The organism is Clostridium sp. KNHs205 (genome assembly GCF_000702945.1).
GTDB lineage: Bacteria > Bacillota > Clostridia > Lachnospirales > Lachnospiraceae > Anaerocolumna.
In genome coordinates, this window is sequence record NZ_JNLE01000005.1 from 1,191,809 (window position 1) to 1,204,846 (window position 13,038).

10 protein-coding genes are annotated in these 13,038 nt (G+C 40.5%); 4 read left to right on the forward strand and 6 right to left on the reverse strand.

Translation table 11 applies throughout. The features are described 5' to 3' along the window. Positions 1-397 precede the first annotated feature (397 nt). From BR73_RS0124715 to BR73_RS27950, 3 genes are read left to right on the forward strand one after another with little or no spacing between them, the layout of a single operon-like run. On the forward strand, positions 398-1,870 hold the full coding sequence (locus BR73_RS0124715) for a glycoside hydrolase family 43 protein (protein WP_242860755.1): 1,473 nt from the start codon (positions 398-400) through the stop codon (positions 1,868-1,870). A gap of 60 nt (positions 1,871-1,930) precedes the next feature. Continuing rightward, complete coding sequence (locus BR73_RS0124720; RefSeq protein WP_033168444.1) at positions 1,931-3,742, forward strand: glycoside hydrolase family 2; 1,812 nt, start codon at positions 1,931-1,933, stop codon at positions 3,740-3,742. Between the two features lie 19 nt (positions 3,743-3,761). Continuing rightward, positions 3,762-5,303 carry a glycoside hydrolase family 43 protein gene (locus BR73_RS27950; protein ID WP_051685557.1) on the forward strand — a complete coding sequence of 514 codons (1,542 nt, stop codon included), beginning with the start codon at positions 3,762-3,764 and terminating at the stop codon, positions 5,301-5,303. Positions 5,304-5,308: 5 nt separating this feature from the next. Here the strand turns inward: BR73_RS27950 and BR73_RS0124730 are convergent, their stop codons facing one another. Then, positions 5,309-5,971, reverse strand: coding sequence for a hypothetical protein (locus BR73_RS0124730; protein ID WP_033168445.1), 663 nt, complete (start codon positions 5,969-5,971; stop codon positions 5,309-5,311). Positions 5,972-6,447: 476 nt separating this feature from the next. On the opposite strand from BR73_RS0124730, the gene BR73_RS0124735 reads away from it, so the two are divergent. Then, complete coding sequence (locus BR73_RS0124735) at positions 6,448-7,617, forward strand: amidohydrolase (protein ID WP_033168446.1); 1,170 nt, start codon at positions 6,448-6,450, stop codon at positions 7,615-7,617. Between the two features lie 199 nt (positions 7,618-7,816). Here BR73_RS0124735 and BR73_RS0124740 read toward each other — a convergent pair whose 3' ends face one another. The 5 genes from BR73_RS0124740 to BR73_RS0124760 form a co-directional block, all read right to left on the reverse strand. Then, complete coding sequence (locus BR73_RS0124740) at positions 7,817-8,803, reverse strand: GNAT family N-acetyltransferase (protein WP_033168447.1); 987 nt, start codon at positions 8,801-8,803, stop codon at positions 7,817-7,819. Positions 8,804-9,012: 209 nt separating this feature from the next. Further along, the gene (locus BR73_RS0124745; protein ID WP_197032720.1) at positions 9,013-9,723 is read right to left on the reverse strand and encodes an ABC-2 family transporter protein; all 711 of its coding nucleotides are present in this window, start codon (positions 9,721-9,723) and stop codon (positions 9,013-9,015) included. A gap of 303 nt (positions 9,724-10,026) precedes the next feature. Further along, positions 10,027-10,872, reverse strand: a complete 846-nt coding sequence (locus BR73_RS0124750; protein WP_033168449.1) for a hypothetical protein — start codon at positions 10,870-10,872, stop codon at positions 10,027-10,029. After that, a complete protein-coding gene (locus BR73_RS0124755; protein WP_033168450.1) occupies positions 10,869-11,852 on the reverse strand; it encodes an ATP-binding cassette domain-containing protein in 984 nt (327 codons plus the stop codon). Before BR73_RS0124755 ends, BR73_RS0124750 begins: the two co-directional genes overlap by 4 nt. 422 nt (positions 11,853-12,274) lie before the next feature. Beyond that, the gene (locus BR73_RS0124760; RefSeq protein WP_051685558.1) at positions 12,275-13,036 is read right to left on the reverse strand and encodes an alpha/beta hydrolase; all 762 of its coding nucleotides are present in this window, start codon (positions 13,034-13,036) and stop codon (positions 12,275-12,277) included. Positions 13,037-13,038: the final 2 nt, after the last annotated feature.

Genomic DNA, 13,038 nt, shown 5'->3' on the forward strand with positions numbered 1-13,038 from the left:
CCTCCTTTCTTGATTATTACATTATTCATGTAATTTAACGTCTCTCATGAGTTAAATATAACAGGTAATTTCTTCCTAGTCAATATGTAATCCTACATTTTTTATGTTGTATTTATGTTATTTATTTTTTCTCTAAATCACATTAAAATAGGTTTGATTTTAGATATTTTTATACAATAACAGCATTTTGCACAATCAAGTGCTTAATAATTTAGATAATATTTGTATAGTAATAATATTGTTTTTATTGTAGGTTTATATATGACAAGTTCCACAGTGAATGCAGTAATTAATTTTACTACAATTTTTATGTTGTAATTTACGTCTTTCTCATGAGATAATCCTACAATACTGTTGGAGCTTGTCGAAAAGCAGTCAGAGGAGGAATTATCCCAATATGAAGAGAGCCAGCCGAAAACTCTATTGTTTTTTGGCACTTGGAATCATAAGCATTTTACTTGGAGGATGTAATCCTATGGAAACTTATACTACAATTAATCTGTTAGAAACCGACAATACTTTGTTCTTTCAGAATGACCTTGGCATCACCCAGATTGGAGATCCCTTTATCCTAAAGACTTCAGATAATTCATATTATTTATATTGCACATCTGCACCTAACGGTTTTTATTGCTGGAAGTCAAAGGACCTGGTTAACTGGTCTGGCAAGAAAATGTGCTTTATAAAAGAGTCTGATTCCTGGTGCGCAGATAGCTTTTGGGCTCCGGAAGTGGTAGAATATAACAATCAGTATTACATGTACTACACTGCCAGAAATACGGAAGGCAGCCTTCGCATTGGTCTCTCGATTTCAGACAAACCGGAGGGACCTTTTAAGGATGTACATAACAAACCTCTCTTTAACTTTGGCTATGCAGCAATTGACGCCAATGTATTAATTGATAAGGATGGCTCCAAATACCTTTACTTCTCAAGGGACTGTTCCGAAAACGAGACCGGAGGTATCAGAAAAAGTGAAATCTATGGTGTGTCACTTAGCGATGATATGCTGTCCATTGAGGGTGAACCTGTATTACTAATTACTCCCGAACAGAAATGGGAGAAGGTCTCTGTTAATTTCTTATGGAATGAAGGCCCTGAAATCCTGCTTCAGGATGGAATTTATTACCTTACCTATTCCGCCAATTACTTCGCAGATCAATCCTATTCTGTTGGTTATGCTACCAGTTCTTCACCCTTAGGTCCTTATAAAAAAGCTGAGAACAACCCCATACTTACCTCAGGGTTATCTAAGACCATCTCCGGTCCCGGACACCACAGCTTTACCAGATCACCGGATGATACAGAACTCTGGATGGCATATCACTCCCATACGAATCCTGCCAAAGGAGGCGGCAACCGTAAACTGAACATTGATAAAGTTCTCTTTACAGAAGACGGAACTCTCTTTGTAAACGGGCCAACAATCTGTACCCTTCCCATCCCTTCCGATGGCTCTTATACCAATGTAGCAAAGATTGCACAGATTGATTCTGAGGCTGCCAATGCCTCGTTGTTAACAGACGGTATCATCACCGTGAACAGGAAGGATTCTGAATATGATACTGACCTTCCCGTTGCGCAGGAAAAAACAGAGCTTACGCTTACATTCAAGAAGCCTGTAGATATTTCTGATATACTTATATTCCGTGGAGCAAATGACAGCAGGGATTTTAAAACCGTTGCGGCAGTCTTTGATGATGAATTTAAAACAGAGGAATATACAATGCCCGAAGATAGGGACCAGCGTGCTGCAAGTCTGCATTTTGTAACCAGAACAGTTAGCAGCGTTACGCTGCTGCTGACACCAAGAGATAATAACACAGAAATTTCTTTATCAGAAATAATGCTTATAAGCAGAGAAAAATAAAAACATACTAATTCATAAAATTCTGACAACCAGAACTACTATCTAGGAGGTTTTTAATTTATGTTACGTACCGAATATCCACGTCCTCAATTCGTCCGCAAGGAATGGCAATGCCTGAACGGGAGCTGGGATTTTGACTTTGATGACCAGAACGAAGCAGAAGCTTTGCATTGGGAAAATAACTCACATCCTCTATCCAAAAAAATTCAGGTACCTTTCTGTTTCGAAAGCGAACTCAGCGGGATTAAGGACACTTCCATCCACAACAGATGCTTTTACAGACGAACTTTTACCATACCGGCGGAATGGAAGGATAAGAATATCCTTCTGCATTTCGGTGCAGTGGACTACCGCTGTAAGGTATATATCGACGAAGCCTTATGCGGAGAGCATGAAGGTGGAAGTGCAGCCTTCACTTTCAATATCACCCATCAGCTGGACAAAAGCCTGGTCGAACACAGTATTGCAGTACTTGCAGAAGACCCTGCTACCGATGAAACCATCCCCAGAGGAAAACAGTTCTGGGAACCCCAAAGTGCAGGCATCTGGTATACAAGAACCTCAGGCATCTGGCAATCCGTATGGCTTGAGCCGGTGAATTCCACCTTCATAACAAGAGTGAAAATGACACCTGATTTTGACCATGATATACTGGATCTGGAATGCACCTTCAGTGAGCTTCTCCCAGGTATGGAACTGGGCGTAGACATAAACTTCGGTGAAGATAAAATCTGCAAAGACACTTATACCGTTACAAGCAATACGGTATTTAAGCGGAGTATCCACTTATCCGGCGATAAGATCTTTCATACCAATAACCACAGCGCAAGCCGCTCCTGGTCTCCGGAGAATCCTGCCCTTTACGATATAACCTTTACGCTAAAATCCGACAAGGGTATTCTGGATTATGCAGAAAGTTATTTCGGTATGCGCAAAATCCATGCAGAAAACAGCATGGTTTATTTAAACAATCGTCCTTACTATTTAAAACTCATTCTTGACCAGGGCTACTGGCCGGACGGAATTCTGACAGCTCCCAATGATGAAGCCTTTCAATATGATATAACGATCATGAAGGAAATGGGCTTTAACGGCTGCAGAAAGCACCAGAAAACTGAGGATCCCAGATTCCTGTACTGGGCTGACAAAATAGGTTATCTGGTATGGGAGGAAATAGCTGCTGCCTGCCTTTTTACAGACGCTTCCGTTACCCGCTATATCAAGGAATGGCTTACTGTAATAGAGAGGGACTATAACCATCCCTCCGTTGTTGCCTGGGTTCCCTTTAACGAAAGCTGGGCAGTCCCGGATATCGGCCGTAATTCTTTACAACAGAATTATACCGTTTCTTTGTATCACATGATAAAAGCTTTAGATCCTACCAGACTTGTTGTAAATAATGATGGCTGGGAGCAGACCAAAACCGATATCTGTGCTATCCATAACTATTCTCACGGTACAAGCAAAGAACCCGATAAACAGGAATTCTTTAAGCGTTTCACCACAGACAGCGAAGTACTTCTCTCTCCTTCCTCTTCCGGAAGAAATATCTTCGCACCTCCCTATCAGTACGAGGGTCAGCCCATATTGATTACAGAATGCGGCGGTATCAACTTTAACAGCAGTGAAAAGGGCAGTTGGGGATATACCAGTGCTGACAGCGAAGAAGAATATCTGAATCAGTATCGATTCGTAATAGATAACCTTATGCAGTCCGATTATATCTACGGCTTCTGTTATACTCAGCTTTCTGACGTAGAACAGGAAACCAACGGGTTGTTAACCTATAAACGGATACCTAAATGTGCACCGGAAAAAATCCGCGAAATCAATAACCAATACCGCCACAATATCGTTATTAAGCAGATATAAGTAAATAGGAGGATATTCTATGAGCTGGCAGTTTTTAAGTGACAGTTTAACTACAACTGACACCTTTATCCTTGAAGTTGACTTAAAAATCACTTTCAAAACGGACTGTATTGGGATCCTTTTTCTTACTGATTCCACTTCAGCTCCTTCTGAAGGCTTTATATTCACCCTTTCAGTCAATGGATTTACAGAACTTTCTTCCTTTACGAAGGAAGGAAGAAAGTCCCTTGCTAAAAGAAAATCCGGTATCTTTAGGCCAAACACCTGGAACCGGATCAAAATCATTCTGATGAATGGTATATGTACGATCTTTATAGAAGAAATTCAATCCTCCGAGGCGAAAGCAACTGCCTCCATTTATGAACCTTGGCCTATCTTAGAACTGCCTCTTATTACTCCCTCAAAAGGTATCGCAAGGATAGCAGCCGAATCAGACATGGAGCTTATGAATTCTGAAATGAATGGTAATTCTAATACCCTATTTCAGAATTTTCATATTTCCGCTCCAGACTCCTGTTCTTCCTGCAACGCTGAGGCGCATTTGCCTTCTTCCTTTGACAGCATGGAGAATACCTCTTCTCCCAGCAGCAGTGAAGCATATTTGTCTTCTTCCCTTGACAGCACGAAGAATACCTCTTCTCCCAGCAGCAGTAAGGAACATATTCCTTCATTATATTATCAAAATCCTGTACTTAAGGGTTATGCTGATCCGGATGTGCTGTATTACAAAGGAACCTATTACTTGTATGCAACCTCTTCTACCCTCCCCGTTGGTTATGAGGTATATGTCTCTAAAGATTTGGTAAACTGGGAATATGGTGGAATTGTTATGGGTGAGATCTGGGGTATGAAGAGATGGTACTGGGCACCGGATATTATGGAACGAAACGGTAAGTTCTATATGCTGGTATCCGTTAATGAACATTTAGGCATAGCAACAGCAAATTCCCCTTTAGGTCCTTTTATACCGGAACCTCACTATCTCTTTGAAAAGAGTATTGATGGTCATTATTTTATTGATGAAGATGGATCGGTGTACATATTTTATGTGTCCTGGCGACCTGGGAAATCCTATGCCCTTTACGGATTACGCATGGAGACCGACTGCATTACTCCCATCCCTTCTACAGAAACACTTGTAATATCAGCTGCCGAAGAATGGGAAACCCAGAAAGCACCTGTTGCTGAAGCCCCTTATGTATTAAAACACAAGGGAAAATATTATCTCACCTATTCGGGAAGCCATTTTGAAAGCAACTCCTACGCAGTAGGTTATGCCACGGCAGACAGCCCCCTTGGTCCCTATAAGAAATTTGAGGGGAATCCTATTCTTTCCCAACACTATAAAGCCCACGGTCCCGGGCATCATTGTATTGTAAAGTCCCCAGATGGGCAGGAAATGTTTATCCTCTACCACATACATCATGATACTGATACCATAAGTCCCAGAAATATCTGCGTGGACAGAATACGTTTTATAGCGCAAAAGGATACAGCGGATCGCTTGGAGGTCTATGGACCCTCCGTCATACCCAAACCATATCCTTTAGAAGATAAATGAAATTCTCAGTTGTTTTCAGACAGGTCTTCCTCATAATAGGCGAAGACCTGTTCTATGTGTTTGAAATATAAGTGACCATCCTCCCATGGATCAAAATGAAGGTCCATTCTGGAGTCATTCCAGTTTTCAGGAGTTCCCTTTGTCATTAATTTTCCGGCAGTTACCGGTTCTTCTACAACTGCCGGAAACTCCTGATAGCCAAAGAGAAGGTTCTCATGCATGGCAATAATTTCATACTTCGGTCCGTGAAAAGCTCTCTCCTCCTGCAACTGGTAGTGATAATAGATATAACTGCTCATCATTTCAGGCTTTAGATGTGCCACTCTTCCCTTTCTGCTTTCTACCGGAACCTTCCTCCGCCAGTGTTCTTCACTTTCCGGTTCATTGAAATGAAATACATCTATCATGGGAATCCATTTTCTCATCTTATTTTCTCCCGGCCAGTCAATAAGGTATTCCTCAACTGTCTGCAAAAATATGTCCGGGCTAATAACTTCATTCTTACACTCATAATAAAGAAACAGTTGCTGTTCCCAGCAGAAGGCACCTATGGTCATAAGTACACCTTCCTTTATAAGTCTCTTTGAATTAACATCTGCCTTTAATACTTCCTTGGCCTTATCAAGACACCCTTCTTTGATCTGTGCCCTGTAAATCAATCTTTCCATAACTCTCCTTTCGTGAATATCAAATCCTTGATAGATATTTCTGAATCCGTAGTTAAAAAACTGTCTTATGTCTATTAACCTTGATCCCACTAAATATCGCATCTGCTTGCAGATGTGGTGCTGCCTCCGCCACAAATCAAGGAGTGAATTATACTTTTTAATAATTTGCACTAACACTAACACCCATGCAGATCACCAGCCTAGCTGTGGCACTGTCCAAATAAAAGTGTGAAATGTTATGTCTACTAAGTCTATTGTACCGGAACACCCTAACAGAATCTATGCAATTCCTTTCATAAACCGAGCAGAACCTGTCCAATACAAAACTCCACCACCGAAGCATCAGATAGATTAATTCCACCTATGGTTTGACTTCATCTGTAGAAAGTATTACTATATTAAAGTAATACTATATTATTGAATCAATCTATATAAGTTCCAGTATATATAGATGCAAGAAGGAGAAATTAATCAATATGGATACTTTACTGATTAAAGGCGGTCTCATTCATGATGCCGTAAACGAAACGCCCTACATAGCAGACATATTAGCAGTAGACGGTAAGATTACAAAGATACAGCCGGATATCAGTCCGGAAGAAGGAACCAAAGTTGTAGATGCAAAAGGTCTGTACATATATCCCGGTCTTGTTGATGCCCATTCCCATATCGGACTTGACGGATACGGCATTGGCTTTGAAGGCAGCGATTTTAACGAAATGAATGATATTCTGACACCTCATCTGCGTGCCATTGATGCAATTAATCCTATGGATGTCACTCTGAATCAGGCAGCTTTAGGCGGTGTAACCAGTGTAGCAACCGGCCCCGGAAGCTCTAATGTTCTGGGCGGCACCTTCACAGCAATTAAATTAAACGGATTACGTATCGATAATATGATAATCAAAGATAAGGTTGCCATGAAATGTGCTTTTGGGGAGAATCCTAAACGTTGTTATAAAGATAAGAACAACTTTTCCCGTATGTCAACTGCTGCGAAACTACGTGAGATGTTATTCCAGGCAATGGAATACCGCGACAAGCTTACAAGTGCCGGCGACGACCTTTCTAAAAAACCAGCTTTTAACATGAAATTAGAAGCTCTTCTGCCGGTCTTAAATCGTGAAATTCCCTTAAAGGCTCACGCGCACAGAGCCGATGATATCTTTACTGCAATCCGTATTGCAAAGGAATTCAAAGTAAAACTCACAATTGAACATTGTACAGAAGGTCATCTTATAGTAGAAGAATTAGCAAAAGAAAATATACCCGTTGCAGTTGGTCCATCCCTGGGTCATGCAACAAAATATGAACTTAGAAATAAATCCTTTACAACCCCTGGTATTTTAGCGAAAGCAGGTCTCTCCGTATCCATTATCACCGACAGTCCAGTAATTCCCCAGCAGTATCTGGCTATGTGCGCAGGTCTTGCTATAAAATCCGGAATGGAACCCTTTGAAGCCTTAAAAGCAATTACCATAAATCCAGCAAGACATATTGGCATTGAAGAAAGAGTCGGTACTCTGGAAATTGGTAAAGATGCAGATATCGTATTGGCCGATGGTGAAATTTTCGAATCACTTACCAATGTAGTGAAGACTTTTATAGACGGAAATCTTGTAGAAGCCAGCCTGAATACTCATTAATATATTATAAATTGGCTCTATAATAATTTTGAGGTTTGCGGTTTGTAACGCTTTCCTGCTTTATTATAGAGCCTGAATACAGCAATAGTCTCCCACTAATTGGAACAACCAGGCACAGACACTTTTCAGAGATATAAAGGCTTATCCACACTTCTTTTACTATTTCATGATTGTATCAACAATTTATCCTTCACTATAATTATATACGTGTATTTAAATACGCATCTCTCTCATTTCGGAGCATTCCATAGATTTTTAGTTCCTCCAATATTTCTTTTTCTGTAGGATAGCCCTCTGGCGCTTTGTGTCTGCTGTCTGGTTTATAACACTTAATATATGTACTAAGACAACTTACCTCTGAGAAACCAAGCTGCTCATAAAGGTATTTTGCGGAGTTTCCAATGAGAACATCTATAAGTAGTTTTTCCGGAGGGTTTACTTTTATGATTTTGTTAATCATGAAAGATACCATAAGCCTCCCATATCCCTGTCGCTGTAAATCAGGACGTACTCCAAGCAGGTGAATCTTATTAGCGTAGATAACTCCGATAGCAACAATTTCCCCCTTAACCTCCATTACATATCGGTTGGGAGAATCATCTGCCAGCCTTTCTCTCTCCGATTTTGAGAGTTGATTGTAATAGGAAGGTTTCATCCCTAAACTCTCTCTTAACAGATAAAATGCAATATCGCTTACTGTATGCCAGCCTAAGTAATCAGAATCTCTGTAATTCCTTATATCAATATTTGCATCCTTCAGCAATTCCTCACTTCGTTCATCTAAGGTAACCAAAGTATTATTTCTTTCCATCTTAATCATATGGCAATAGGTATAGTAGCCATTTTTCTCAAAGAAACGTGCCACTCCTGTATACAGAGAAAACTCACAGGTCACATTTTCATATGAGCTTTTAGAAATTAACTCATCAGAGAAACGAAGCAGTTCTGTTCCGATTCCTTTATACCTGTGTTTTTCATTGACATACACATATATTTTTGCCTGTAATTCAGTAGATCTTTTTAACATAAGAAACCCAGTAATTTCATTTGCCTCACAGCTTATATAGATTCCTTCGCTGCCGGACTCAATTGCTTTTTCAAAGGCCTTTCCTAAATCTGCATCTGCAGCAAGCATATTCTTAATCTCATCATTATCATAAAAAGTATCCAGTTTTCTAATATTCATATTATCCTCCCATGCATACCGCAAGCTTGCTTGCGATACTGCCCAAATAAAAATGTGAAATACCCTCGATTTCACACTAGCCGCCATTCGCGACTTAGCGCGCTCCAATCTAAAGCAAAATTTGCTTTCTAATTTTCACACCAGCTCCCATTACAGCGTATTTACTAATCCTTATACCTGCCACGATTACATATATTTCCTTTACCGATTTAACTGCCGGTACTTTTATAATGCCTTACTCCAAACCTCCATACCAAGGAAGCCATCAAAAAGAAAGCAATTCCCGCAGGCAGCGCCAGGAAACCTTTATAATAGCTGTCTGTCCAACCGCAGATGGAAGCTGCCGGGTAGTAGCTTATTACCAGCATTGGCATAAAGAAGGTAAACAGGTATTTTAAGGCTGCAGGCATATAATCCATCGGACATCGGGTAACCTGATAGCTTACATTGGTAAAGATATATATCCAATCAAGTCCTTTAATGGAGAAGAAAGCTATCCCGGAGGTGATTACAAACACCCCTGTATAGGTAAAGAATCCTCCCAGAAAAGCCATGACGAGCATGCAGATATCCAGCCAACTTAAGCTTACCTTTAACTCACGAAGACAATAAATAGTAGTAACCAGCCCGCTGACAACCCTGGCAAAACGGTGTATATGAAAGTAGCTTCCTGCCACCTGAGCCATTAAGGATCTGGGTCTTAGCAGCAACCGGTCAAAATCACCGCTTCTTATCATCTTCCAGGGAAAATAATCAAAACCCCGGCAAAAACTCTCGGCAAGACCAAAACTTGTAACAGCAATAGCATAGATAAGCATAATTCTGTATACCGACCATTCACCGATACTGCCAAACCTGGCGAACATAAATATAAGTCCAATAGGATCTGTTATAACCACCAGCAAGGTCTGCAGAATCATAAGAGGCCACCCCTTATACTGCAGCCCCGTCAAAAAATTCATTTGTATTAAATGATAATACAAAACCAAATCTTTCTTAATATTACTTACAATACTAATCAAATTCAAATTATCTTTATCAACTTTATAAGAAATACAATTACGCTGTACATTCTCCACTAGAGTTATGCTCCTTCCTCTCATTCACTTTAGCTCTGGCCATAATACTTTTTCATAAACAGTCCGTCTGTCAGCCATGTTGCAGCACTGCTTCTGCTTACTTTTAAACATCTTTTCCTAATAAGATTTTATAAGTTTTCCAGTTTATCCACCCTGTACAATCACATTCTTTAGTCGTCTGTTCATTAAGCTCCTTCCAGCCGCAATAAATACCAATATCCAGAATAGCTGAACACCTATAGCCCATAATCCATTTTCAGCCGTCAGTATTCCCAAGTAAAAGCGTACAGGAATATCAAGATAACCGGCAAAGGGCTGCAGAACCAGAAATTTCTGCATCATATCCGGCCATAAAACAAGTGGCAGATAGGAGCCGGATAACACTCCTCCTATAAGCAAAATCATATATACCGGTCCTTCTCCCCAATTAATATTAAGCCTAATGGCGCAGGCTAACATTCCGTAAGAAGTACATAAAAGGAAGGCACTGAATAGAGAAACTAGCATAAGTAGAAAACCTGATGGAGAGACCGGAAGTGCCAGCCGATAAGAAGGAGGCATTAAAATACCAGCCAGCAGTACTGCCGAGCCTCTCCATATTAAAGGAGACAGCCGCCCGGCTGCTATTTTAGCAAACCAGTGAAAATACAAATCCAAAGGACGGCATAATTCAATTCCCACATCACCATTTGTAATTTTACCCAAGATCTCACCATCCACACTCATTGGCTGCATGAGAAACAGAAACTGAGCCAGCCATATATATGTTACAACCTGTCTTAAGCCCATAGCAGTTAAAAGCCCTGCTGAGTTTTCTGCGTATTTATAGAATATTCCATACACCAATATTTCTATAACAGCATAGATGATACTGGTAATAGCTCCTGCGATTCCTGCTAACCGGTATTGAAAACTTTCTGCTGTCTTAATACGAAAAAGAGAAAAACATGCTCTTAACATAAATACCCGATCAATAATTTTCTCCGTCATAAACACATCTCCTCATACATTTGGGCTATAACTTCGTCTATATCCCTTTCTGCAGTGCTGATATCCTTTAAAGGAAGCTGCTTTGACAGTCTTTCAATAATGACATGTGCAGCTACTTTTTCGCCGTCATAGAACACTGTCCATACAGGGCCATTTACAGTTATCTGCTCCGTACCTTCAATGGGGATTACCTCTCTTTCCTCCCATAAAGTGGCCTGCAGCCTGCGAAGAGGCGCATATTTGCTCTTCAGCGCTTCCAAATTCCCATTATACAAAAGCTCTCCGTGGCCGATAACCATAACTTTATTACAAAGTGTCTCTATATCATCCATATCATGTGTGGTAAGTATCATGGTAACTCCGTGGTCTTTATTTTCTTTCCTTAAGAAGTCCCGCAGAGACAGCTTGGATACTGCATCCAATCCTATGGTTGGTTCATCCAGAAAAAGTATGTCCGGTCTGTGCAGCAGGGAAGCTGCAATCTCACAACGCATCCTCTGTCCCAAAGAAAGTTGTCTTACAGGTGTGTTCATAAAATCCTGTATTTTTAAAGTCTCCACCAGTTCCGTCATACGTTCTATGTAATCCCCATTGCCAATTCGATATATATTTTTTAAAAGTCTAAAGGTATCCGTTACAGGCAGATCCCACCAAAGCTGACTTCTCTGTCCGAACACCACCCCAATCCTGGATACATGAGCCTGACGGTTCTTCCAGGGAATTCGTCCCAGAATAGTACATTCGCCTTCGTCAGGTGTCAGAATTCCCCCCATTATTTTGACAGTTGTGGATTTTCCCGCTCCATTTGGACCGATATAACCTACCAGTTCCCCCTCCTCAATGGAAAAGCTGATATCCTTAAGGGCTGTAATGGTTTTCGTTTCCCTGACAAAGGCCCCTTTTAACACTCCCATTCTTCCCTCCGGCCGTTTTGATATGCGGAACGTCTTACCTATACCCTGAAGCTCAATCTGTGACATGAATACGCCTCCTTCTCTTTTTAGTGTGTTTGCTCCATAAGCTTACTAATTTTATATTAGGAGGAAGTAACTGTCAAAAAGTGAAAAACGTCTCCCATGCTACCTCTAATGGCTTAGAATCCCTAACTGCCTTTATCTCTTTTTTCCTAATTTTTTCTTGACAACTTGCCATTTGCATGCTATGCTATTAATACAATTTGCATGAGAAATAGATGACTTGTGTTAAGTTGTATCAAAAATAGGTAATTTGAGAGCAATGAGTATACATTGCTTATTTTTTTGTCAAAAAAACACTTTGGTTATAATACTCTGACTACTTCCACAAAAAAGCATGGTGTTCTAATTTACACCATGCTTTTTAAATAAGGATTCAAGTGTCAGAAGTTTGAAAAACTTACGTTTGTTCTTTCTCATTAAAAGTTCTACATATCAGTATTTTTAACTTCACCCAGGAAATTCAGAATCCGTTCATTCACTTCTTTTACATTCTCCGTCGGCATATGAGGTCTGTGGCCGCACCCCGGAACAATCCAGATTTTAATCTGAGGACATTTCTTCTGCATTTCCCTTAGTCGATCGGCACTGGCATAACTGTCCTCTTCTCCTGCAATACAAAACATTGGCATGTCCAGTTTATTCCAGTCATCTTCCGTTAAAGCCGGATACATGCGCCAGTCTCTTATACTTTGGTACATATGTTGCTTCCAGTCTCCCCCAGAGGCTTCTCCATGGAGGGCTTTGATTTTTTCAATAAATCCCGTCTCCTTTCTCTGAAGTAATGCTTCCGGTTCATAATCTTGAGAACCTGTTGGATCAGCTGTTCCGCCGCAGCCGATTGTAACGATGCTGCTCACCATCTCCGGGTATTTGGCAGCCAGGTGAAGCGCTACACCGCCTCCAAGACTATATCCGATCAAATGAACTTTCTGTAAACCCATTGTCTTTAGAAACCCAGCCATGTCTTCGGCTATAACAGCGGTATCCCAGTTACAATTTTCACTGACAGTACGCCCATGACCTCGAAAATCCGGCAGCAAAAGACGATAATGCTGGAAAAAAGGCTGAATCTGGCCGGAGAAAGCTATTATTCCTCTGCTGTAACCGCTATGAAGAAATAATATAGGTTCTCCAATACCGATATCTTCATAAAAAATCCTGCAATCCTCTACCTGACAATATGGCATTC

Bases quoted from the DNA above. Each gene is read 5' to 3' on its own strand.
- BR73_RS0124715 (WP_242860755.1), top strand. From the start codon at position 398: ATGAAGAGAGCCAGCCGAAAACTCTATTGTTTTTTGGCACTTGGAATC.
- BR73_RS0124720 (WP_033168444.1), top strand. From the start codon at position 1,931: ATGTTACGTACCGAATATCCACGTCCTCAATTCGTCCGCAAGGAATGG.
- BR73_RS27950 (WP_051685557.1), top strand. From the start codon at position 3,762: ATGAGCTGGCAGTTTTTAAGTGACAGTTTAACTACAACTGACACCTTT.
- BR73_RS0124730 (WP_033168445.1), bottom strand. From the start codon at position 5,971: ATGGAAAGATTGATTTACAGGGCACAGATCAAAGAAGGGTGTCTTGAT.
- BR73_RS0124735 (WP_033168446.1), top strand. From the start codon at position 6,448: ATGGATACTTTACTGATTAAAGGCGGTCTCATTCATGATGCCGTAAAC.
- BR73_RS0124740 (WP_033168447.1), bottom strand. From the start codon at position 8,803: ATGAATATTAGAAAACTGGATACTTTTTATGATAATGATGAGATTAAG.
- BR73_RS0124745 (WP_197032720.1), bottom strand. From the start codon at position 9,723: ATGATTCTGCAGACCTTGCTGGTGGTTATAACAGATCCTATTGGACTT.
- BR73_RS0124750 (WP_033168449.1), bottom strand. From the start codon at position 10,872: ATGACGGAGAAAATTATTGATCGGGTATTTATGTTAAGAGCATGTTTT.
- BR73_RS0124755 (WP_033168450.1), bottom strand. From the start codon at position 11,852: ATGTCACAGATTGAGCTTCAGGGTATAGGTAAGACGTTCCGCATATCA.
- BR73_RS0124760 (WP_051685558.1), bottom strand. From the start codon at position 13,036: ATGCCATATTGTCAGGTAGAGGATTGCAGGATTTTTTATGAAGATATC.